This window comes from Mycobacterium gordonae, assembly GCF_017086405.1.
GTDB classification, from domain to species: domain Bacteria; phylum Actinomycetota; class Actinomycetes; order Mycobacteriales; family Mycobacteriaceae; genus Mycobacterium; species Mycobacterium gordonae_D.
In genome coordinates this window covers 5,258,157-5,279,998 of the sequence record NZ_CP070973.1, presented here as the reverse complement: position 1 = coordinate 5,279,998, position 21,842 = coordinate 5,258,157, and the positions used below count along the sequence as shown (strand labels likewise).

The 21,842-nt window shown below is 65.4% G+C and carries 26 protein-coding genes, 1 tRNA gene and 2 pseudogenes; 21 read left to right on the top strand and 8 right to left on the bottom strand.

Going from position 1 to position 21,842, the window contains the following annotated elements; all coding sequences use genetic code 11:
- Positions 1-36 precede the first annotated feature (36 nt).
- The 5 genes from JX552_RS22410 (at position 37) to rdgB (ending at position 3,915) form a co-directional block, all read left to right on the top strand.
- A complete protein-coding gene (locus tag JX552_RS22410) occupies positions 37-696 on the top strand; it encodes a rhomboid family intramembrane serine protease (RefSeq protein WP_205874064.1) in 660 nt (219 codons plus the stop codon).
- Positions 693-1,508, top strand: a complete 816-nt coding sequence (murI, locus tag JX552_RS22405; RefSeq protein WP_205874063.1) for a glutamate racemase — start codon at positions 693-695, stop codon at positions 1,506-1,508. Before JX552_RS22410 ends, murI begins: the two co-directional genes overlap by 4 nt.
- Before the next feature lie 70 nt (positions 1,509-1,578).
- A complete protein-coding gene (locus tag JX552_RS22400) occupies positions 1,579-2,358 on the top strand; it encodes a cyclic nucleotide-degrading phosphodiesterase (RefSeq protein WP_205874062.1) in 780 nt (259 codons plus the stop codon).
- Between the two features lie 127 nt (positions 2,359-2,485).
- Entirely contained in the window at positions 2,486-3,265 is a 780-nt protein-coding gene (gene rph, locus JX552_RS22395) for a ribonuclease PH (RefSeq protein WP_205874061.1), read from the top strand.
- A 44-nt stretch (positions 3,266-3,309) separates the two neighbouring features.
- Entirely contained in the window at positions 3,310-3,915 is a 606-nt protein-coding gene (rdgB, locus tag JX552_RS22390) for an RdgB/HAM1 family non-canonical purine NTP pyrophosphatase (protein WP_205874060.1), read from the top strand.
- Between the two features lie 4 nt (positions 3,916-3,919).
- Here rdgB and JX552_RS22385 read toward each other — a convergent pair whose 3' ends face one another.
- Positions 3,920-4,270, bottom strand: coding sequence for a DUF3817 domain-containing protein (locus JX552_RS22385; RefSeq protein WP_205874059.1), 351 nt, complete (start codon positions 4,268-4,270; stop codon positions 3,920-3,922).
- Entirely contained in the window at positions 4,267-4,650 is a 384-nt protein-coding gene (locus tag JX552_RS22380; RefSeq protein WP_205874058.1) for a hypothetical protein, read from the bottom strand. Before JX552_RS22380 ends, JX552_RS22385 begins: the two co-directional genes overlap by 4 nt.
- A gap of 167 nt (positions 4,651-4,817) precedes the next feature.
- Between JX552_RS22380 and JX552_RS22375 the strand changes: the two genes are divergently transcribed.
- From JX552_RS22375 to JX552_RS22365, 3 genes are all read left to right on the top strand, one after another.
- Positions 4,818-4,900: transfer RNA gene (locus JX552_RS22375), tRNA-Leu, on the top strand.
- A 127-nt stretch (positions 4,901-5,027) separates the two neighbouring features.
- Entirely contained in the window at positions 5,028-6,158 is a 1,131-nt protein-coding gene (locus JX552_RS22370) for a ferredoxin reductase (protein ID WP_205874057.1), read from the top strand.
- Between the two features lie 11 nt (positions 6,159-6,169).
- Positions 6,170-7,396: a fatty acid desaturase family protein gene (locus JX552_RS22365; protein WP_205874056.1), complete on the top strand. Its 1,227-nt coding sequence runs from the start codon at positions 6,170-6,172 to the stop codon at positions 7,394-7,396.
- Here JX552_RS22365 and JX552_RS22360 read toward each other — a convergent pair.
- Positions 7,393-7,611, bottom strand: a complete 219-nt coding sequence (locus JX552_RS22360) for a DUF3072 domain-containing protein (protein WP_205874055.1) — start codon at positions 7,609-7,611, stop codon at positions 7,393-7,395. The genes JX552_RS22365 and JX552_RS22360 overlap by 4 nt on opposite strands.
- 129 nt (positions 7,612-7,740) lie before the next feature.
- Between JX552_RS22360 and JX552_RS22355 the strand changes: the two genes are divergently transcribed.
- The 3 genes from JX552_RS22355 (at position 7,741) to JX552_RS22345 (ending at position 10,141) form a co-directional block, all read left to right on the top strand.
- Positions 7,741-8,361 carry a TIGR03085 family metal-binding protein gene (locus tag JX552_RS22355; RefSeq protein WP_205874054.1) on the top strand — a complete coding sequence of 207 codons (621 nt, stop codon included), beginning with the start codon at positions 7,741-7,743 and terminating at the stop codon, positions 8,359-8,361.
- 97 nt (positions 8,362-8,458) lie between these two features.
- Positions 8,459-9,526: a phosphotransferase family protein gene (locus JX552_RS22350; RefSeq protein ID WP_205878619.1), complete on the top strand. Its 1,068-nt coding sequence runs from the start codon at positions 8,459-8,461 to the stop codon at positions 9,524-9,526.
- Between the two features lie 252 nt (positions 9,527-9,778).
- Positions 9,779-10,141: a ClpX C4-type zinc finger protein gene (locus JX552_RS22345; RefSeq protein WP_205874053.1), complete on the top strand. Its 363-nt coding sequence runs from the start codon at positions 9,779-9,781 to the stop codon at positions 10,139-10,141.
- A 5-nt stretch (positions 10,142-10,146) separates the two neighbouring features.
- Here JX552_RS22345 and JX552_RS22340 read toward each other — a convergent pair whose 3' ends face one another.
- Positions 10,147-11,316 carry an acyl-CoA dehydrogenase family protein gene (locus JX552_RS22340; RefSeq protein ID WP_205874052.1) on the bottom strand — a complete coding sequence of 390 codons (1,170 nt, stop codon included), beginning with the start codon at positions 11,314-11,316 and terminating at the stop codon, positions 10,147-10,149.
- Between the two features lie 66 nt (positions 11,317-11,382).
- Between JX552_RS22340 and fabG the strand changes: the two genes are divergently transcribed.
- From fabG to JX552_RS22310, 6 genes are all read left to right on the top strand, one after another.
- Entirely contained in the window at positions 11,383-12,171 is a 789-nt protein-coding gene (gene fabG, locus JX552_RS22335) for a 3-oxoacyl-ACP reductase FabG (protein ID WP_205874051.1), read from the top strand.
- Positions 12,172-12,275: 104 nt separating this feature from the next.
- Positions 12,276-13,475: an acetyl-CoA C-acetyltransferase gene (locus JX552_RS22330; protein WP_205874050.1), complete on the top strand. Its 1,200-nt coding sequence runs from the start codon at positions 12,276-12,278 to the stop codon at positions 13,473-13,475.
- Complete coding sequence (locus JX552_RS22325; protein ID WP_205874049.1) at positions 13,472-14,674, top strand: CoA transferase; 1,203 nt, start codon at positions 13,472-13,474, stop codon at positions 14,672-14,674. The genes JX552_RS22330 and JX552_RS22325 overlap by 4 nt, the downstream gene beginning before the upstream one ends.
- 13 nt (positions 14,675-14,687) lie before the next feature.
- Positions 14,688-15,881: an acyl-CoA dehydrogenase family protein gene (locus JX552_RS22320; protein WP_205874048.1), complete on the top strand. Its 1,194-nt coding sequence runs from the start codon at positions 14,688-14,690 to the stop codon at positions 15,879-15,881.
- Between the two features lie 4 nt (positions 15,882-15,885).
- Positions 15,886-16,581: a GntR family transcriptional regulator gene (locus JX552_RS22315; protein ID WP_205874047.1), complete on the top strand. Its 696-nt coding sequence runs from the start codon at positions 15,886-15,888 to the stop codon at positions 16,579-16,581.
- A gap of 66 nt (positions 16,582-16,647) precedes the next feature.
- The gene (locus JX552_RS22310; protein ID WP_205874046.1) at positions 16,648-17,007 is read left to right on the top strand and encodes an Rv1352/Rv1906c domain-containing protein; all 360 of its coding nucleotides are present in this window, start codon (positions 16,648-16,650) and stop codon (positions 17,005-17,007) included.
- Here the strand turns inward: JX552_RS22310 and JX552_RS22305 are convergent.
- Positions 16,983-17,273 (bottom strand): annotated as a pseudogene (locus JX552_RS22305) (long-chain fatty acid--CoA ligase); the annotation flags it as partial. The gene JX552_RS22310 and the pseudogene JX552_RS22305 sit on opposite strands and share 25 nt — an antisense overlap.
- A gap of 2 nt (positions 17,274-17,275) precedes the next feature.
- Here JX552_RS22305 and JX552_RS22300 point away from each other — a divergent pair.
- Positions 17,276-17,798: pseudogene (locus JX552_RS22300) on the top strand (enoyl-CoA hydratase-related protein); the annotation flags it as partial.
- 15 nt (positions 17,799-17,813) lie between these two features.
- Here the strand turns inward: JX552_RS22300 and JX552_RS22295 are convergent.
- On the bottom strand, positions 17,814-18,572 hold the full coding sequence (locus JX552_RS22295) for a TetR/AcrR family transcriptional regulator (protein ID WP_205874045.1): 759 nt from the start codon (positions 18,570-18,572) through the stop codon (positions 17,814-17,816).
- Positions 18,573-18,768: 196 nt separating this feature from the next.
- On the opposite strand from JX552_RS22295, the gene JX552_RS22290 reads away from it, so the two are divergent.
- Positions 18,769-19,773, top strand: a complete 1,005-nt coding sequence (locus JX552_RS22290) for a dihydrodipicolinate synthase family protein (protein WP_205874044.1) — start codon at positions 18,769-18,771, stop codon at positions 19,771-19,773.
- 80 nt (positions 19,774-19,853) lie between these two features.
- On the opposite strand, the gene mbp1 is transcribed toward JX552_RS22290, so the two are convergent.
- Both mbp1 and JX552_RS22280 read right to left on the bottom strand, forming a co-directional pair.
- Positions 19,854-20,090: a microaggregate-binding protein 1 gene (mbp1, locus tag JX552_RS22285; protein WP_205874043.1), complete on the bottom strand. Its 237-nt coding sequence runs from the start codon at positions 20,088-20,090 to the stop codon at positions 19,854-19,856.
- A 53-nt stretch (positions 20,091-20,143) separates the two neighbouring features.
- Positions 20,144-20,392 carry a hypothetical protein gene (locus tag JX552_RS22280; protein WP_205874042.1) on the bottom strand — a complete coding sequence of 83 codons (249 nt, stop codon included), beginning with the start codon at positions 20,390-20,392 and terminating at the stop codon, positions 20,144-20,146.
- Between the two features lie 160 nt (positions 20,393-20,552).
- On the opposite strand from JX552_RS22280, the gene JX552_RS22275 reads away from it, so the two are divergent.
- Positions 20,553-20,825 (top strand): GlsB/YeaQ/YmgE family stress response membrane protein, encoded by a 273-nt coding sequence (locus JX552_RS22275; RefSeq protein ID WP_205874041.1) that lies wholly within the window; start codon positions 20,553-20,555, stop codon positions 20,823-20,825.
- A gap of 117 nt (positions 20,826-20,942) precedes the next feature.
- Complete coding sequence (locus JX552_RS22270) at positions 20,943-21,773, top strand: enoyl-CoA hydratase (RefSeq protein WP_205874040.1); 831 nt, start codon at positions 20,943-20,945, stop codon at positions 21,771-21,773.
- The last annotated feature ends 69 nt before the right edge of the window (positions 21,774-21,842 follow it).

Genomic DNA, 21,842 nt, shown 5'->3' with positions numbered 1-21,842 from the left:
CGATGCAGAGCGGAGCGATGAGGAGGAGCGGCGCAGATGAATAAGCGCGCCCCGGCGACTGAGTCGAACAAGAAGCCTGGCTGGGTGATCGGCGCGACGACGGTCATCACCTTCGTCGCCCTGCTCTACGTCATCGAGCTGATCGATCAACTCAGCGGCGGCCGGCTGGACCGCAACGGCATCCGGCCGCTCACCACCGACGGCTTGTGGGGCATCGTGTTCGCCCCTGTATTGCACGCCAACTGGCAGCATCTGATCGCCAACACCGTGCCGATGCTGGTGCTGGGCTTTCTGATGACACTGGCCGGGTTGTCCCGGTTCGTCTGGGCGACGGCGATCATCTGGATTCTGGGCGGCTTCGGGACCTGGCTCATCGGCAATGTCGGGAGCAGCTGTGGCCCCACCGACCACATCGGCGCCTCCGGCCTGATCTTCGGCTGGCTGGCGTTCCTGCTCGTGTTCGGGATTTTCGTCCGCCACGTCTGGGACATCATCATCGGCTTGGTGGTGCTGTTCGTGTACGGCGGCGTGCTGCTCGGCGCCCTGCCGGTGCTTGGTGTGTGCGGCGGCGTGTCCTGGCAGGGGCACCTGTGCGGCGCGATCGCCGGGGTCGTGGCGGCGTACCTGCTGTCGGCGCCCGAACGCAAATCCCGCGAGCGGAAGAAGGCTCTTCGTTCGCCGCATCCCAAGATATGAGTTCGCCGCTGGCTCCCGTCGGGGTCTTCGATTCCGGCGTGGGAGGGCTCACCGTCGCGCGGGCGATCATCGACCAACTGCCCGACGAGGACATCATCTACGTCGGCGACACCGGCAACGGCCCGTACGGGCCGCTGGCCATCCCCGAGATCCGCGCGCACGCGCTGGCCATCGGTGACGACCTGGTCAGTCGTGGCGTCAAAGCGTTGGTCATCGCCTGCAATTCAGCATCGGCCGCCTGCCTGCGCGACGCACGTGAACGGTACGACGTGCCCGTCGTCGAAGTGATCCTGCCGGCTGTGCGCCGTGCGGTCGCAGCCACCCGTAACGGCCGAATCGGCGTGATCGGCACGCGGGCGACGATCACTTCGCACGCCTACCAGGACGCCTTCGCCGCAGCCCGGGACACCGAGATCACGGCGGTGGCATGCCCCCGTTTCGTCGACTTCGTCGAGCGCGGCGTCACCAGTGGGCGGCAGGTCCTGGGCCTGGCCGAGGGTTACCTGGAGCCGCTGCAGCGCGCCGAGATCGACACCCTGGTGCTGGGTTGTACGCACTATCCGCTGCTGTCCGGGCTGATTCAGCTCGTGATGGGCGAGGAGGTCACTCTGGTCTCCAGTGCCGAGGAGACCGCCAAGCAAGTTGTCCGCGTCCTCACCGAACTCGACCTGTTGCGTCCCCATGACGGCCCGCCGGCTACCCGGCTGTTCGAGGCCACCGGCGACCCCGAGGCGTTCACCAAACTCGCATCGCGTTTCCTAGGTCCCACAGTGGTCGGCGTCGAACCGGCCCGCCAGACTCCCGTCTCGTGAAAATGCCGACGATTCTGATGGCCCAATGCGGCGATGTTTTCCCCATCGTGGTAACGGGCATGGCACAGTGGTGTCCGTGCGACTAACCGTGCTCGGATGCTCCGGCAGCGTGGTGGGTCCGGATTCGCCCGCGTCGGGTTATCTACTCCGGGCACCGGACACTCCGCCGCTTGTCATCGACTTCGGCGGGGGTGTGCTGGGGGCGCTGCAAAGACATGCCGATCCCGGGTCGGTTCATGTGCTGCTGTCGCATCTGCACGCCGACCACTGCCTGGATGTGCCGGGCTTGTTCGTCTGGCGCCGGTATCACCCGACGGCGAAACCCAGCGGCAAGGCGTTGCTGTACGGCCCGAGCGACACCTGGTCGCGGCTCGGGGCGGCCTCGTCACCGTACGGCGGCGAGATCGACGATTGTTCGGACATCTTCGATGTGCGCCACTGGGTCGACGGTGAGCCAGTGACCATCGGCGCGCTGAGCGTCCTGCCCCGGGTTGTGGCGCACCCGACCGAGTCTTTCGGACTGCGGTTCACCGATCCGAGCGGGGCGTCGCTGGTCTACAGCGGTGACACCGGTGAATGCGACCAACTGGTCGAGTTGGCCCGCGGCGCCGACGTCTTCCTGTGCGAGGCGTCGTGGACGCATTCGCCCAAGCACCCACCCGCTCTGCACCTGTCCGGCACCGAAGCCGGGCGGGCCGCGGCGCAGGCCGGCGTGCGGGAGTTGCTGCTGACGCATATTCCGCCGTGGACCTCTCGCGAGGACGTCATCAGCGAGGCCAAGGCCGAGTTCGACGGACCCGTGCATGCGGTCGTTCCCGGAGAGACGATCGAAGTCCGGCGGGCCGGCTGAGTGCGCACACACGCGCCGGGTGGTGCACTGACGGCGCGATTTTCGGCCCAGCGCCGCCGTGGCCGCACCCCCGAAGCAGTGGCCGCACACTGAACGCCGTCATCGCACCACCGATAGGGTGGACGACGTGTCCAAACGAGAAGACGGCCGTCTTGACGACGAGCTTCGCCCCGTAACCATCACGCGGGGTTTCACCGACCATCCGGCGGGTTCGGTGCTCATTGAATTCGGCGGCACGAAGGTCATGTGCACCGCTAGCGTCACCGAAGGGGTGCCGCGCTGGCGCAAGGGTTCGGGCTTGGGTTGGCTCACTGCGGAGTACGCGATGCTGCCGTCGGCTACGCACACCCGATCGGACCGGGAGTCCGTGAAGGGCCGTGTCGGTGGGCGCACGCAGGAGATCAGCCGGTTGGTCGGCCGGTCGCTGCGGGCGTGCATTGATCTGGCAGCGTTGGGCGAGAACACGATCGCCGTCGACTGTGACGTCTTGCAGGCCGACGGCGGTACCCGGACGGCGGCCATCACCGGCGCGTACGTGGCCTTGGCCGATGCGGTCACCTACCTGTCGGCGGCAGGCAAGCTGTCGGATCCCAGACCCCTGTCGTGCGCGATTGCGGCAGTGAGCGTCGGCGTGGTCGACGGCCGGGTCCGCGTCGACCTGCCCTACGAAGAGGACTCCCGCGCGGAGGTCGACATGAACGTCGTCGCCACCGACACGGGCACGCTCGTCGAGGTGCAGGGGACCGGCGAGGGCGCGACGTTCCCGCGGTCGACCTTGGACAAGCTGCTCGATATGGCCCTGGGGGCGTGCGACAAGCTGTTCGCCGCCCAGCGTGAAGCGTTGGCGCTGCCCTATCCGGGCGTGCTTCCCGAGGGGCCGAAGGCGCCGAAAGCGTTCGGGAGCTGACCGGGTCGGTAGGTGATGACCCGCTGCGCCCGGCTTCGCCGCGCTTGCGATCATCACGGCTGCTGGTGGCCAGCCGCAACCGCAAGAAGCTGGCCGAGTTGCAACGAGTGCTGGACAGCGCCGGCTTATCCGGGCTGACGTTGGTGTCGCTGGATGACGTGCCGACGTTCGACGAGGCGCCGGAAACCGGAGCGACTTTCGAGGACAACGCGCTGGCCAAGGCCCGGGACGCGTTCCGCGCCACCGGATTGCCAAGCGTCGCAGATGATTCGGGGCTGGAAGTCGACGCTCTGAACGGCATGCCCGGCGTGCTGTCCGCACGCTGGTCGGGCAGCCATGGCGACGACGCCGCGAACACCTCATTGCTGCTGGCGCAGCTGCGCGACGTGCCCGACGAGCGGCGCGGCGCGGCGTTCGTCTCGGCCTGTGCGCTGGTCTCCGGTACCGACGCGGTCGTGGTGCGCGGCGAGTGGCCCGGCAGCATCGCTCACGAGTCGCGCGGGGACGGCGGATTCGGCTACGACCCGGTCTTCCTTCCCGCCGACGCCGATGGCCGGACGGCTGCGCAACTCAGCCCGGCCGAGAAGGACGCGGTTTCGCACCGCGGTCGCGCGCTGGCCCTGTTGCTGCCGGCGCTGCGGGCGCTGTGAGCGATCAGACGGGGAAGTTCGCCTTGACCTCTTTGGTCTGCCGGTGCTCGACGATGATCCCCAGCAACGGGATGGTGCCGGCGAGCAGCACGCCGATGGTCTTGCCGATCGGCCACCGGACCTTGATCGCGAGGTTGAACGCGGCCAGTACGTAAACGAAGTACACCCAGCCGTGGACGACTTCGATCCACCGGATCTCATGGTGGTAGACCAGGTGCGAGACAACCTCGCCGCACAACACGATCAGCCAGATACCCGTCGTCCACGCCAGCACCCGATACGCCAGCAACGCGGTGCGGATCTTTTCGACGGGGAACGCCGGAGCACTGCGTTCGGGCGTCTCAGGTGTGCTCATGCGGTCGTCCTTTTCTGCTGTGCAGCGTCTTGCTTGGCGAGTTCGGCCAGGTAGGCGTTGTACTCGCGCAGTGCGGGATCATCAGGCTGTTGCGGTTCGGGTTGCGGTCGCTCAGGAAGCAGGCCGGGAGGAATCTCGGTGACCGTGTCCCGCGGGGCCGGTGGCACGTCTTCGTAGCGAACGAATTTACGGTACGCGTAGACGCAGAAGGCGGCGAACATCGGCCACTGCAGCGCATAGCCGAGGTTTTGGTAGCTGCCGGACACCGACTGAAATCGGGTCCACTGCCACCACCCCAGCGCCAGGCACCCGCACGCGGCAAAGACGACCAGAGCTATCGCCGCCGGTCGGCGGCGTCTCGTGCGGACGGGGGTGGACACCCTACGACGGTACCGCGTTGGTGATTTCCGACGGCTCTGAGCGGGGCGTCGAACTCCTCAGCTGATCGCCTGGCCGGGCCCTTGTGGTCACGGGGATGCGGTACAGGCTGTGGAGAGCCACACTGACGATCGGGTGCCCAAGCCGGGCGGTACGATCGGGCAACGTAGCGGGCGTGATGAAATTGGCAGACATGCCGGCTTTAGGTGCCGGTGCTCGTAGAGCGTGTGGGTTCGAGTCCCTCCGCCCGCACTCATCTTGCTAAGCGCTCTGCTCATTTGAGCGAACAAGTGTTTATCGAAAGCTCGGATCGGGAAGTCGGATGGTTACCGTGCTTCAACCGACTCACGGAAGCCTCTGACACCACCGGGGAAGAACTATGGGTTCGACTGTTCGCAGTGTCCTGCGATGGAGCAAAGCGCCCGCAGAAGGCGTTCAAACAGCATCGACGCCGTGGGCGAACGTCGCGCGGGGGCTGGCTGCCCGAGCGACCACGCCCCTGCTGCCCGATGATTATCTGAAATTCCTCAACCCACTCTGGTCGGCGCGTGAGTTGCGCGGCCTGATTGTCGGTGTACAACCGGAAACTGAAGATTCGGCGACCGTGACGATCAAGCCGGGTTGGGGGTTCTCCGGCGATTACACGGCCGGTCAGTATGTCGGCATCGGATTGCGTATCGACGGTCGCTGGCACTGGCGTTCGTACTCGTTGACCTCGGTTCCGCGCCGGGACAACAAGAACATCACCATCACCGTGAAGGCCACGCCCGAGGGCTTCCTGTCCACCCACCTGGTGGACGGCGTCAAACCGGGAACGATTGTCCGACTCGCAGCGCCCAAGGGGGATTTCGCCCTACCGGATCCGCCGCCGGAGAAGATTCTCTTCATCACCGCTGGCAGCGGGATCACGCCGGTCATGGCCATGCTGCGGACCTTCCGGTCCCGCGGGCAGCAGGCCGACATCGTCCACATCCACTCCGCACCGAGCGAAACGGACGTGATCTTCCACGACGAGTTGCGCGAACTCGAGAAGTCCCAGCCTGGTTACCGACTTCATCTACAGCTCACCGAAACTCAGGGGCACCTCGATTTCGACAAGCTCGCAGACATCGCCGCGGATTGGAAGGAGCGGCCAGCCTGGGTCTGTGGCCCGTCCGCGCTGCTGGACGATGCTGAAAAACTCTGGGAGAAAGTCGACCTCGCCGATCAGCTGCACATGGAGCGCTTCACGATCGCCGCTACCGACAAAGGCGGCGAGGGTGGGACGGTCACCTTCTCGATTTCCGATAAGACCATTGAAATCGATGGCGCCACGTCACTTTTGGACGCCGGAGAGAAGGTGGGAATCCAGATGCCCTTCGGTTGCCGGATGGGCATCTGCCAAACCTGCGTCCTGCCACTGGAAGCGGGACACGTCCGCGATTTCAGGTCCGGAACCGAACACCGGGAAGGCGACCGCATCCAGACCTGCATCTCCACCGCGTCCGGCGACTGCACACTCAAAATCTGAAGGAGAAAAGCGTGGCCATCACCGATATCAAGGAATACGCCCACCTGACCGCCGAGGACGTCGAGCAACTCGCCCGAGAGTTGGACGCGATCCGTGCCGAAGTCGAAGAATCCCGCGGCGAACGCGACGCGCGCTACATTCGACGCTCCATCCAACTGCAGCGTGCACTGGCCGCGGGAGGCCGAATTGCGTTGTTCGCCAGTCAAAACAAGTTTGCCTGGCTGGCCGGAACCGGGATGCTCGGTATGGCCAAGATCATCGAGAACATGGAACTAGGCCACAACATCACGCACGGACAGTGGGACTGGATGAACGACCCCGAGATTCACTCCACCGAGTGGGAGTGGGACACTACCTGCCCGAGTGTGCAGTGGAAACATTCGCACAACTTCGTCCACCACAAGTACACCAACGTCGTCGATCTGGACGCCGATGTCGGTTACGGCATCATGCGTGTCACCCGCGACGAGCCCTGGGAGCCCTACTATCTGGGCAACCCGATCTACAACATGCTGCTCGGCACGTTGTTCGAGTGGGGTGTCGCACTGCATCACATCGAGTCGAAGAAGCTGCGCAAGAAGGAGAAGACGTGGGCCGAGGCGCGTAAGGACCTGCGCGTGATCGGCACAAAGGTCGCCAAACAGGCCAGCAAGGACTATCTCGTGTTCCCGGCGTTGACGGGTCGCAATTGGAAGCGAACCATGAAGGCTAACTTCGTGGCCAATCTGATCCGTAACTACTGGGCCTACATGGTGATCTTCTGCGGCCACTTTCCTGACGGCGCAGAGAAGTTCACCGAAGAGGAGTTCGAGAACGAGACGCAGGGCGAATGGTATCTGCGCCAGATGTTGGGCTCGGCCAACTTCAATGCCGGACCGGTGATGGCCTTCATGAGCGGCAACCTGTGTTACCAGATCGAGCACCATTTGTTCCCGGACCTGCCGAGCAACCGCTACGCCGAGATTTCGGTGCGAGTGCGCGAACTGTGCGAGAAGTACGACCTGCCCTACACGACCGGATCTATTGGCCGCCAATATTTCCAGTCTTTCTGGACGATCCTCAAACTCGCGTTGCCGGACAGCATGCTCACCGCGAGCTCCGATGACGCCCCGGAAACCCGCTCGGAGTTGAAGTTTCGCGTGCGCGCCGGCATCAAGGAGAGCTTCGTCGATCCCGAGACAGGCCGGCGGCGCGGGTTACGCACCGCGCTGCGCGAAATGCGTTCGAACGCGGCCTAGCCGGTGCCGCGGCCGGTCCGTTGCTGCAGTTCCTCGATGACCTGGGAAGCTTGGGCTTTGGTCAAGTTGTCGGGGATGTCGGCGCCTGCCTCTTGGGCCAGCGTCTGCACGTAGCTGCGCTGGGGCCCGGTCATCGGTTCGTCACCGGTCACCCAGTCGGCGGGGTCCTTTTCCGGACTCTCCTGGGGGGCCTGCGGTGCCTGGTCGTTGCTCATTGATGTCACCTCCGCACTTCGGATAGCCATCGCACAAACTTTCGAAACCTGCTGACGGGCGGTGAGTCGATACGATCCACATGGGTCGGGTGTTGGCGCAATGCGCCCAAGGAACTGACAGGAGTTCACGTGTCCATTGCACAACGCGAGCGGGCGGCCTTGGTGGAGACCATGCGGGCGGTGGGGCCCGATGCGCCCACTCTGTGTGAAGGGTGGAAGACACGCGATCTCGCGGCTCACCTGGTCGTGCGGGAATATCGGCCGGACGCCGCCCCGGGCATCCTCATTCCCTTCTTTGCCCGGCACACCGAGCGGGTGCAGGACGACGTCGCGGAGCGGAGCGGGTGGAATGAGCTGGTGGACAAGGTCGCGTCCGGTCCGCCGACCCTCTCTCCGTTCAAGCTGCTCGACCCGGTGATCAACGTGGCGGAGATGTTCATCCACCACGAGGACGTTCGTCGCGCCACCACCGGGTGGGAGCCCCGCAAGCTCGAATCGGCCCTGAAGGCCAGGCTCACCAGGACCGTCCCGTTGATGGGCCGCCTGACTCTGGCCAAGGTGCCGGGACGCGTCGCGCTGCGCACTACCGAGGGCAAGACGCTGTTGACCGCCGGCCAGGGGCCGGCCGTGACGGTCACCGGTGAGCCAGAGGAGCTGCTGCTGTTCGCGGTGGGCCGGAAGGCGCGCGTCGACTTCGACGGCGACGAATCGACGGTGCGGGCGGTTCAGCAGGCGCCCAAGGGCTTTTGATCTCACGCACGCCGCCGTTGTCTACGGAAGCCGATGCCGTATGCCTTACAGTCTCCTACGTAGGTCGTAACCAGGCTGGAGGCGTGTGGTGAGTGCCCTGTTGTCCATCCCGCGGTATCCCACCGATGTCACGGCCGAGTGGTTGTCGACGGTGCTCAGCGGGCGCGGCACGCCTGTTGAGGTCGCGGCTGCCGAGGTGGTGGCGATCGGTACCGGGCAGACGGGGGCCACCTACCGGGTGACCGCCACGTACGCATCCGAACCGGACGGCTTACCGCGGACGTTCGTCATCAAGCTGCCGGCTCAGGATGACGCCGTGCGGGATCGCGTCGCCTTCGGCTATCGCAGCGAATGCTCGTTCTACCTCTCCGTGGCGGACCGGGTACAGGTTCCGGTGCCGGAGTGCTTCTACTGTGAGATCACCGACGATGCAATGGAATACGCGTTGTTGCTGGCCGATCAGGCACCCGCGGTGCAGGGCGATCAGATCGCGGGTTGCGGTGAGCGGGAGGCACGATTGTCGGTGACCGCGTTGGCCGGCCTGCACGGACCGACCTGGTGTGATCCGACGTGGCTGGATCTGCCCGGCATCGCCTTCGGACGTCCCGACGAGGATTCGGCCAAGGGCCTCGGTGACGTGGCGCAGATGAGTGCCGACATCACCCTGGACAAGCTCGGCGATCGGATGACTCAGCAGGATCGTGAAACATTTCGCGCCACAATGCGTGTGGTGACGCCATGGCTGCTTTCCGAACATGATCGGTACGCCCTGCTGCACGGTGACTACCGGCTGGATAACCTGCTGTTCGATCCAGATCGCACCCGGGTGAGCGTGGTGGACTGGCAGACGCTGGGCATCGGGCTCCCGACCAGGGATCTGGCCTATTTCACGGCCACCAGCCTCGATCCGCGACTACGCGGGACCATCGAGCAGCGGCTGGTGGACGACTACCACCACGCACTGCTGGGCCACGGTGTCGAAGGCTACGATCGCGAAACCTGCTGGCGTGACTACCGTCTGGGAGTGATTCAGGCGCCGCTTATCTCGGCGCTGGGTTTCGCGTTTGCCTCCTCCACCGACCGCGGCGAGGACATGGTGCTGACGATGCTTACCCGGGGATGTCAGGCAATTCGCGATCTGCAGACTTTGGACCTGATCGCTTGATCGGCACGCGATGCGTACTGGGGGGCGACCATCGCTTGCGCCTGCATGCGGTCCAGCACCACTGTCGACCCGTCAGATAGCCCCAGAATCCGTTCTGTCGCAATGCTATACAGCTTCAGGCGCTTGACCATGTCATCGATTGCCAAACGCCGCGCCCGCGTGTCGGGAATCCCCGTAGATCACGGCCTTGTCAGGGGAGCCCTGACACTCCTATCCTTGTAAGGACGCTCCTGACAACACGGCGGTGATTCCATGGCGACGGTGACGGCTCGAATCTGGTGTTCCTTTTGCGGCAAGCCCAACACCAAGGTCGACAAGCTGGTAGGTGGGCCGGGGGTGCAGATCTGCAACGAATGCGTCGCCGCCGCGGGTGCGATCATCGAGAAGTCTCAGGGCAAGCCGGCCGAACTTCGGCTACCGGTGTGGGAGCCGATGACCGACCGGCAGATGCTCGACCACATCCCGCGGATGGCGGTGGTCGCCCGCCAAGTGGAGACCGACCTGCGCGCCTGGGTGCAGGAGCTACGCCGGCGCGGCGTGACCTGGGCGAAAATTGGTGCGGCGCTGGGTATCACGCGCCAGTCGGCGTGGGAGCGATTCTCCGGCGAGGAGTAGCGCCGCTACCGCTGCACCGCCTTGACGAGGTTGGACCCGATGATCAGTCGCTGAATCTCGCTGGTGCCTTCGTACAGTCGCAGCAGGCGCACATCGCGGTAAATCCGTTCGACGGGAACGCCCCGCATGTAGCCACTGCCCCCGTGCACCTGCACCGCGAGATCGGCGACCTTACCGGCCATTTCGGTGCAGAAGAGCTTGGCGGCGGACGGCGCGATACGCCGGTCGGTGTTGTCGACCCACTGGCGCGCGGTGTCTCGCACCAGTGCGCGTCCGGCCAGCACCCCGGTCTGCTGCTCGGCGAGCATTGCCTGGACCAACTGGAAGTTCCCGATCGGCGTGCCGCCCTGAGTTGCGGTCGCGGCATAGGCGACGGATTCGTCGAGGGCGCGTTGGGCCGCGCCCACCGCGATCGCGGCGATGTGGACTCGTCCGCGTGCCAGAGAGGTCATCGCCGCGCGATAGCCGATGTCTTCATTGCCGCCGATCAACGCCCCTTCGTCGACCCGGACGTCGGTGAAGCTGACATCCGACGTCCACGCCCCTTCCTGGCCCATTTTGGCGTCCTTGGCGCCTATCTCGACACCCGGCGCATCTGACGGGACCAGGAAGACGGCGATGCCCGGACCCTCGTCGTCGGCGGGCCGGGTGCGGGCGAAGAGGATGAACAGACCGGCGACGGGGGCATTGGTGATGAAGCGCTTCTGTCCGTTGATCACCCAGTCTTGTTGATCGCGAACGGCTTTGGTCTTCAAGCCGGCCGGGTTGGAGCCGGCGCCCGGTTCGGTCAGGGCGAAGGACGCGATGGTGTCGCCGGATGCGATCGACTCCAGCCACCGGCTCTTCTGCTGGTCGGTGCCGAAGCCGACGAGCACCTGACCGGCGATGCCGTTGTTGGTGCCGAACATCGACCGCAGCGCCAGCGAGGTGTAGCCCAGCTCCATCGCCATCTCGACGTCCTGCACCAGGTTCAGGCCGAGACCACCGAATTCCTGGGGTATCGCATAGCCGAACAGGCCCATCTTCTTGGCCTGGTCGCGCAGATCGTCCGGCACCCGGTCCTCGTCGAGAATCTCCTGCTCGCGCGGGACGACGGCAGTCCGGATGAAGTGGCGAGTCTGCGCGAGGATTTCCTGGAAATCCTCGTCAGAGACTTCGGGGGCCGCTGAAGTCATGGTGAGGTGCTCCTTCGGACTGGCTTGGCACAGCAATGCAATATCATATATGAAATAAGATATTGGATGATCGGGTGCCCATCAGCGGGCCATGGCGAAGGGTGCGTGAGACAGGTGTCGTTGCTGGAAGGTCAAACCGCAGTGGTCACCGGGGCGGCGCAGGGTCTCGGCTTCGCGATCGCCGAGCGGTTCGTCGCCGAGGGTGCCCGGGTGGTGCTCGGCGATGTGAACCTGGAAGCTACCGAGACGGCGGCCGAGAAATTGGGTGGCGCTGACGTAGCCGCGGCGGTGCGGTGTGATGTCACGAAATCCGAAGACGTACAAGCACTTCTGGACACTGCCGTCGAGCGATTCGGCGGCTTGGACGTCATGGTCAACAATGCCGGGATCACCCGGGATGCGACCATGCGCAAGATGACCGAGGAGCAGTTCGACCAGGTCATCAATGTGCACCTGAAGGGGACGTGGAACGGCACCCGCCTGGCCGCGGCGATCATGCGGGAGAACAAGCGCGGCGCCATCATCAACATGTCGTCGGTCTCGGGCAAGGTCGGGATGGTAGGCCAGACCAACTATTCGGCAGCCAAGGCCGGCATTGTCGGGATGACGAAGGCCGCGGCCAAAGAGCTTGCCTACCTGGGTGTCCGGGTCAATGCGATCGCTCCGGGGTTGATCCGCTCGGCGATGACCGAAGCCATGCCGCAGCGCATCTGGGACTCGAAGGTCGCCGAGGTTCCGATGGGCCGCGCGGGTGAACCCAGCGAGGTGGCCAGCGTCGCATTGTTCCTGGCATCCGACTTGTCGTCCTACATGACCGGCACGGTCATGGAGATCACCGGGGGCCGGCACCTGTGACGGGTGATGCGGCGAGTCGCGCGAGCAGACGCAAAAGCACCCAATTCGGTGCGAATTCGGGTGCTTTTGCGTCTGCTCGGCGGGGTGACGCTCGGCATGGTGCAGTGATCTGCGAACCCGTCAGGACACCTATCGGCCGCTACGGCGGAATCTTCAAGTCACTCAATGCCGTCGAGTTGGGGGTGTCCGCCCTCAAGGGGCTCTTGCAGCGAACCGGGATGGCGCCGGAGGCGGTCCAGGATGTCATCCTCGGCCACTGCTACCCGAGCAGCGAGGCACCCGCGATCGGACGGGTGGTGGCGCTGGATGCCGGCCTGCCTGTGACCGTGCCGGGAATGCAGGTAGATCGTCGTTGCGGCTCCGGACTGCAAGCGGTTATTCAGGCATGCCTGCAAGTGGGCTCCGGCGACAACGACCTGGTGATCGCCGGGGGCTGCGAAAGCATGAGCAATGTCGCCTATTACTCCACCGATATGCGTTGGGGCGCCTCCCGTTCGGGGGTGCGGATGCACGACGGGCTGGCCCGCGGACGTACCACTGCCGGTGGCCGCCGTTACCCGGTGCCGGGCGGCATGCTGGAGACGGCCGAGAATCTGCGCCGACAGTACGGCATCTCGCGCCGCGAGCAGGACGAACTCGCGGTGCGGTCACACCAGCGCGCCGTCGCAGCGCAGCAGAACGGTGTCCTGGCCGACGAGATCGTGCCGGTGACCGTTACCAGCCGCCACGCTGACGACGTGATCGACACCGACGAACACCCACGCGCCGACACCACAGTGGAATCGCTGAGCAAGCTGAAACCCGTTCTCAGCGAACAAGACGCGGAGTCGACCGTTACCGCCGGCAACGCCAGCGGGCAGAATGACGCGGCATCGATGTGTGTGGTGACCACCCCGGAGAAGGCTGCCGACCTGGGTCTGAGGCCGCTGGTGCGGCTGGTGTCCTGGGGCCAGGCCGGGGTGGCGCCCGACGTCATGGGGATTGGGCCGGTGCCCGCCACCGAGGTCGCGCTGGCCAAAGCCGGTCTGGGGCTGAACGACATCGACCTCATCGAGCTCAACGAGGCCTTCGCCGCCCAGGCTCTGGCGGTGATGCGGGAATGGAAGTTCGGCGCCGCCGACCACGACCGCACCAACGTGCACGGATCCGGAATCTCGCTGGGACATCCCGTCGGAGCCACCGGCGGACGGATGCTGGCGACCCTGGCGCGCGAGCTGCACCGGCGCCAGGCGCGCTACGGGCTGGAGACCATGTGTATCGGTGGCGGCCAGGGCCTTGCAGCCGTGTTCGAGCGGGTGACATGAGCGGTTCCGCGCTGCCACTGGCTGGCATCACCGTCATTGAGCTCTCCAGCTTCGTCGCCGCGCCGTTGTGCGGAATGACGCTGAACCAACTGGGCGCGAGGGTGATTCGTGTCGACCCGATCGGCGGCGCGGCTGATGTGCAGCGCTGGCCGCTGACCGACGACGGGACCTCGATCTACTGGACCGGCCTGAACAAAGGTAAGAATTCGGTCACTGTCGACCTGCGCTCGGACCACGGTCGCGCGCTGGTCCAACGACTGGTGGTGGAGTCCGACGGCATCATCGTCACCAATGCCGCCGGCATGACCTGGCTGGGGTACGAGGCGCTGGCGGCGATGCGCTCCGACGTTATTCACGTCCAATTGCTCGGGCGCGGCGATGGGTCCACCGGCGTCGATTACACCGTGAACGCGGCCGTCGGCTTTCCGCTCGTCACCGGTCCCGCCGAGCACGCCGGCCCGATCAATCATGTCCTGCCGGCTTGGGACGTCAGCTGTGGTCTGTATGCGGCGCTGTCCGTCGTGTCGGCGGTGCGCCGTCGCGACCAGACTGGCGAGGGCGCCCGTATCAGCATTGCGCTCGAAGACGTTGCGCTGGCCACCGCCGGAAATCTGGGTCTGCTGACGGAGCCGCAGGTGCTCGGCACCCAGCGGCCACGCGTCGGCAACTCCATCTACGGCCAGTACGGTCAGGACTTCGTCAGCCGGGACGGCGTCAGGTTCATGGTTGTCCTTTTGACGCGGCGGCATTTTCGTGACCTGGTCGAGGTGACGGGCACGGGCGAGGCCGTATCGGCGTTGGCCGAGGCGCTGGGCGCCGACTTCGGTGCCGAGGGCGACCGCTACCGGTACCGCGGCGTGCTGTCGGGCCTGTTCGGCACCTGGTTCACCGACCACGATGCCGAGCAGATCAGTCAGGCACTGGCCGCGACCACGGTGCTGCACGAGAGATACCGCACCTTCGCCGAGGTCGCCGAAGATCCGAAAGTGACCGACAACCCACTCTTTTCCACGCTGCACCAGCCGGGCGTCGGTGACTATCTTGCCCCGGCGATGCCGGCCGCCTTCGATGGTGTGCACCCCGCCAGTGCCCCCGCGCCGGCGCTCGGGGCGGACACCGTCGATGTGCTGACCGAGTACCTGGGCTTGACGGCCGAGGACGTCGCGCGGCTGGCCGACGCGAAAACCATTGCCGGCTGAGAGGAATCAGCGCGTGACCAAACTCGCCCAGACACTCGGCCTGACCGACATTCAGACCGAGATCGTGGCAACAGTGCGCCAATTCGTCGACAAGGAAGTCATTCCCAACGCCCAGGAACTCGAACACAGTGACACCTACCCGCAGGTGATCGTCGACGGCTTGCGCGAGATGGGCCTGTTCGGCCTGATGATTCCGGAGGAATACGGCGGCCTGGGGGAGTCCCTTTTGACCTACGCACTGTGTGTCGAGGAGCTCGCCCGCGGCTGGATGAGCGTATCGGGTGTGCTCAATACGCATTTCATCGTCGCCTACATGCTGCGCCAGCACGGCACCGACGAGCAGAAGCAACGGTTTTTGCCGCGGATGGCCACCGGCGAGACCCGCGGCGCCTTCTCGATGTCAGAACCGGAGCTGGGTTCGGATGTGGCCGCAATCCGCACTCGGGCGGCCCGCAACGACGACGGCACGTACACCATCGACGGCCAGAAGATGTGGCTGACCAACGGGGGTAGCTCGACGCTGGTAGCGGTGCTGGTGCGCACCGACGAAGGCGCGGACAAGCCGCACCGGAATCTGACGGCGTTCCTGGTCGAGAAGCCAACGGGGTTCGGCGAAGTGGTGCCGGGCCTGGTCATTCCGGGCAAGATCGACAAGCTGGGCTATAAGGGCATCGACACCACCGAGCTCATCTTCGACGGCTACGGAGCGAGCGCCGACGACATCCTCGGTGGCGAACCCGGGCAGGGCTTCTTCCAGATGATGGACGGCATCGAAGTCGGCCGGGTCAATGTGTCGGCCCGGGCCTGCGGGATCGCTCTGCGCGCCTTCGAACTCGCGGTGCGCTACGCCCAGCAACGGCAGACCTTCGGCAAGCCGATCGCCGACCACCAGGCCATCGCGTTCCAGCTGGCCGAGATGGCCACCAAAGTGGAGGCGGCCCACCTGATGATGGTCAACGCCGCCCGCTTGAAGGACTCCGGGGAACGCAATGACGTGGCCGCCGGAATGGCGAAGTACCTTGCCAGCGAATTCTGTTCGGAGGTGACCCAGCAGAGCTTCCGCATTCACGGCGGCTACGGCTACTCCAAGGAGTACGAGATCGAGCGGCTGATGCGGGATGCCCCGTTCCTGCTCATCGGGGAGGGGACCAGCGAAATCCAGAAGTCCATCATCAGCAAGCGATTGCTTGACGAGTATCGGGTGTAAGACCATGACGATTCCCGATTTCGGCGCGCGCCCACAGCTTTCGGAGGACATCGCCGGTTTTGTCCGTAAGCGAATCTTCGAGGGCACCTACGCCGCCGGCCAGTACGTGCGGCTGGACCAGCTTGCCCTGGAGTTGGGTGTCAGTGTGACCCCGGTACGCGAGGCGCTGTTCGCGCTGCGTGCCGAAGGCCTTGTCGCTCAACAACCCCGTCGTGGCTTCCTCGTGCTGCCGCTGACCCAGCGCGACCTCGCCGACGTCGCCAACGTCCAGGCCCACGTCGGGGGCGAACTCGCCGCGCGCGCCGCACTGAACATCACCGACGACCAGTTGCGCGAACTCCGGCAGATTCAGACCCAGCTCGAAGCCGCGTACGCTGCTGACGACGACGAGTGCACAGTACGCCTGAACCACGAGTTCCACCGGGCCATCAATATCGCGGCGGACTCGGCGAAACTGGCTCAGCTGATGTCCCAGATCACCCGCTACGCACCCGAGTCGGTGTTCCCGATGATCGAGCACTGGCCCGACCAGGCCGTCAGCGACCATCGACGGGTGCTGGATGCGCTGGGCAGGCACGACGAAGAGCAGGCCCGCGCCGCGATGTCGGAACACCTGGCCGCCAGTGCGGCTCCGCTGATCGAGCACCTCATCGAACGGGGCGTGGTCGTCCGGGCCGCGCCGGCGGATGACCGGGCGTGATCTGTTGTGACCAGGCCGGCTGCGGGCATACGCTGCCCCTGACGGGTCGCCGGACAGGGGCAGCGCATGCAGGCTTTTCTTGCCATCGCCGTATCGATGGCCGGCGTGTCAGCGATCGCGCTGGCACCGCCGGCCGCCGCTGAGCCGCTGGACCCTATTCCGGGCAACGGCGTGTTCGTGGTCGGGCCCGACATAGCGCCCGGCCTGTACCGCACGGCCGGGTCGGCATCGACGTTCGGGGTATGGATCAACAACGTGCCGACACAGGACTCGATGTGCGCGTGGTTCACCTACAGCACACCGGACGCCAACAAGGAGCATGTGCTACAGACGAATATCTCGGTCGGTCCGATGTTCGCCAATGTCAACACCTCGGTCAAAGCGTTCGAGTCGCAGAACTGTCAGCCCTGGACGCGGGTGCCCTGAGCATCCAGCAGCTCACGGAGCTGACGGATGTCGACCTTGCCGGTTGCGCCACGCGGCACGTCGTCATCGGAGTCCAGCAACAGCCACACCGTCGGTCTCTTGAACGCGCTCAACAGTTCTCGCGCCGCGTTCCGCAGTCCGGCGGCGTCGAGGCCACTGCAGAGCACCGCAGCATCCACCTGACCGAACACGTCGGTGACGAAGGCGCTACGGATGCCGTCGATGGTGCGCAGTGCGCGTTCGACTTCACCGGGATAGACGGTGGCCAGAGATCGCCGGCTTCGCGCTGGGCGGCGGTTTCGAGATCGCCTTGATGGCCGATATCTCGGTGATCGCCGGCGACACCGAGATCGGCATGCCGGCGACACGCTTCCTGGGTCCCGCCCCGGGCAGTCTGCACATGTTCTTCCACCGGCTGGGTCCGGTGCTGGCCCGGCGCCTGCTGCTCACCGGCGACATCATCGCGGCCGCGGACGTCGCACATCTCGGAATCTTCACCGAGACATGCGATTCCGGGTCGGTGACGGCCCGTGCCAGGTATTGGGCGGACAAAGCGGCCAAGATGCCGGCTGACGGTGTCGTCATCGCGAAGGAGGCCTTCCGCCTGGTCGAACAGAGCCAGGACCTACCAGGGCGAAGAAGTCGGGAGTTATCTGTTCCACGCCTTCGGCACCAACCTGCAGTTCGCGCCCGGCGAGTTCAAGTTCGTCAAGACGCGCGCGGAATACGGCACCAAGGAGGCGTTCCGGCTACGTGACCGACACTTCCACGTTCCCGAACCCGAAGACTAGCAACCAGTTCGGCCGTCAGCGAGCGGTCTTGCGCGCGGCGGCCTTGCGCGGCCCGGCCTTGGTCGCCTTGGCTGCGCCCACTTCGATCAGCTGACCCGCATGGTCGAGGATGCATTCGAGGCCGTATTCGAAGTTCGTCTCGTCGGGAGCCGCGATCCGGTGCCCCTTGCCGGTGACCTGAGCGATCAGCGGCGTGGTTTGCGGGTCCACCGCCACCGCCTCTTCGATGGAACGCGTTCCGTCCTGCGACGACTGGTTCTTCTCGTGCAATCGATGCAACACCACGGATCCGCGGACGTGCAGCGATATTGCGGAGTAGGTGTCGAACGCGTCCTCGGGCGACAGGCCGGCTTCGACCAGGTTGGCGATGGCCTTCTCCATCTCCTGGGCGCCGACGCGGGCGGCCTTCGGGCTCAGCGCCGCCCGGATCAGGATCAGATCGCAGAGAATCGGGTTGCCCATGAACGTTTTCCGCATCAGGCGCGCGTGATTGCGCAGGGTCTCGCGCCAGTCTTTCGCCTCCACGTAGGGAGTGGCGAACACGTACTTGCTCAGGGCGCGGTCGGTCATCGCGTTGAGTAAATCGTCCTTCTTGCGGAAGTACCAGTAGATGCTGGTGACTCCCACGCCCAGGTGTTTGCCGAGCAGGGGCATGCTGAGATTGTCGATCGAAACTTGTTCTGCCAGTTCGAAAGCGCCACTGATGATGTCATCGGGATTGATGGACCCGCGTTCGCGCCGCTGCCGCTTCTCCGCAGTCGCCTGCTTTGCCACTCCCGGGTACCTCCACTAATATCCACCCGCGTGCGGGTTGTCTGTCTGCTACTGTAATACCTATCGTAGGCTTTTTGATATAGATCGCCGGGCGGGCGGACAGGGACGTGCTGCAGCCATCGAATCAGCCACAGGTTAGGCCATCGCACTGGGCGTGGCGAATGCCACGGCGGCCACTTCGTTGGCAGGTGCCGTGATGGCGACGGCCAGCGAGGCACGGACCTGGGCGCGCGGTGCCCTCCGCGGAATCGGCGACTCCCTGTACACACCTTTCTGCGGCACCGACGGCGACGATATCGACTGGGATGCCTACCGGACGCTGGTGCGCTATTGCGTCGGCGATCTCGGCCATCCGATGCTGTGGTGCACCAGTGGGCTCGCCGAGTTCTGGGCATTGACCCTGGACGAGCGAAAGCGCTTGTTGGAGTTGGCCGTCGACGAGGGTCGGCGGGCGAACCCCGATGTCGTCGTGCAGGCCTGCACTGCGGCTATGAGCGCCAAAGACTGCCTGGAGCTGACACTGCACGCGCAGCAGGTGGGTGCCGACATCGCCTACATTCAAACGCCGATGATGGAGGCCCACGGCGGCGAGGGCGTGCTGCGGTTCTTCTCCTACATCGCGGCCCGCACGGATATCGCCCTCGGCATGTTCAATTCGCCGTCGTCGGGCTACGTGCTGACGCCGGCAGAGGGCGCACGGATCTATGCCGAAGTGCCGGCGGTGTGTGCCACCAAGGAAGGCGCCTTCCGCCCGGAGAGCAGTCGGCGTCTGCACGAATTGGCGCCCGGTCTGGTGCTTTGGGAATGCGATCGAACGGTATACCGGGCCGGCTGGCTGCGCGCCGGCATCGTGTGTCCGGCTCAACTCGGCACCGCCGGCTACCTCCTCGAAACACCGCAGCGCCGGTTGTTCTCCGAGTACTGGGACCTGGTGATGGCCGACAAACTCGTGGAGGCGATGGACTTTGGGCGGGAGTCGGGGCTGGACCAGTTCGATCTGGACATCGGCTCATGGTGGACCTGCTATCCGGGGCGCCCGGACTACTTCACCCACTGGGCGGGGGCGTTCAAGTACGCGGCATCATTGCTGGGGCTGCCGATCGGCTCGTACCCGCATTCGCGACCACCGCAGGCGACGTTGCCCGCCCAGGCCAAATCGCAGATCGAGGCCGCCTATCGCCGGCTGGGGTTGATCGGTTAGGCCGAAATATTCGGTGATGCAATCCAATACATGCCGAAGGCCCGGTCAGACGACCGGGCCTTCCGCACCCGCGCTGGCACCTACTGGTGCGCCTCCTGGCGCGCCTCTTGAACCTTGGCCTCACCGCGGGCCGCCTCGGCCTGGGCCTCGTACTTCGCGGCGTCACGCTGCGCCTCGGCCTTGTCCTGCTGGGCCTTGCCCTCGTCGACCAGGTCGTTGCGGCCGGTGACCGTGCCGATGACCTCCTTGGCCTTGCCCTTGACGTCTTCCACGACACCCTTCACGGCTTCGGCCGGACCGCTGTTCTCGTTCGCCATTGCGCTCTCCTTTTCGTTTGTCGACGCTGCAGGGACTTTTCCCAGTTAGTGGGTCAGTGCAAACGGGATGGCGATGTGTCACTCGTCACGACGTCGGACGGCGGCGCGGGCGGGGGCGTCGCGGTGGCCGCCGTCTGCGTGCCGGCGGTGAGCCGACGGCGTGCCCACAGCGCGATCACGGCCACCCCGCCGATCAGAGCCAGCCAGAACAGGAGCTGGGTGAGCATCCACGCAAGCTGAGCGCGCAGCGCCAGTCCGCGCGCCTGCCCGACGCGATGAGCAACTGCTTTTGTGGTGTTCATGGGTCCTCCTTGAGGCGAGTGAGTTGGCGCGAGCTACCGGTAACCCTGCCAGTGCTACTCCCAAACCCGCGGATTACCACCCAGGAATGGCGGGCATACCCGAGCAGAGTCAGTGCGGCGTCGTTCTTCGCCGTGCGACTCGCCGTCGAAAGGACTGGGAATGCTTACTTTGGGTGTCATCGGCTGGATCATCGTCGGGGGTCTGGCCGGCTGGATAGGCAGCAAGATCATGAAGACCGACGGACAGATGGGCCTCGTCCTGAACATCGTGGTCGGGATCATCGGTGGGCTGCTGGGCGGATTTCTGCTGCGCGGCTTCGGCGTCGATGTGGCCGGCGGCGGGCTGCTCTTCTCGTTTCTCACCTGCTTGCTGGGCGCGGTCGTCCTGCTGACGATCGTCAAGGCCGTCACCGGGCGGCGAGTGTCTCGATAGCAGGCAAACAGGCTGCTCACGCCCACCGCAGGGCGTCCCGCGGCGCTCGTGGAATGAACTACCGATAGGTATACGGTATGGGTGAACAGATCCCCGGTACGCCACGAGGAGTCACTGATGAGCCCAGCGGACGCCGACGACGCGGTGCTGTATGAAGCGACCCCGAGTGGCGTCGCGATCGTCACGCTTAACCGCCCCGACCGACTCAACGCCTGGGCTCCCGACATGGCAGCCGCGTTCTACGCGGCGATAGACCGCGCCGAGCAGGACCCGGCGATCAGGGCCATCGTGGTGACCGGCCGGGGTCGAGCGTTCTGTGCTGGTGCCCACCTGGGTGCGCCCGAGTCGGCCGGTCGCGTGGGCGAATCGCTGGAAAATGCCCGCGGCAAGAGTGTTGCGGACTTGGTGGGGGAACGGCCGCCGCATTTCGTGACCGAGTTGCGCAAGCCGGTGATCGCGGCCATCAATGGACCGTGCGTCGGAATCGGATTCACTCAGGCGCTGATGTGCGATGTCCGATTCGCCGCGGCCGGCGCCAAGTTCGGCGCTGTCTTCGCCCGGCGAGGTCTGATCGCCGAATTCGGCATCTCCTGGATTCTGCCCCGACTGGTGGGCTGGGGCGTCGCGCTCGACCTGCTGTTGAGCGGCCGCACCTTCCTCGCCGACGAGGCGGCCCGTCTCGGTCTGGTGAAGGAAGTCGTGCCGCCCGAAGACCTGATGGGCCGCGTCCTGGAGTACGCCGAGGACATCGCTCGTTTCTGTTCTCCGACGGCGATGGCGGTGATCAAACGTCAGGCATATGGTGACGCCATGCGCGACGTGGTCGCCGCGACGGCGGACGCCGAAGCTCTCATGCGGGAGGCGCTGCCGCGCCCCGATGTCCGGGAGGGAATCGTGAGCTTCCTGCAGCAGCGTCCACCCCAATTCCGTTCGCTCACAGACGTTTAACCTGCGTCGCTCGCTGAGCCTCGGCGACCGTGGCAGCGCGTGTTCACTCGCGGCCGACGTCACCCCAGA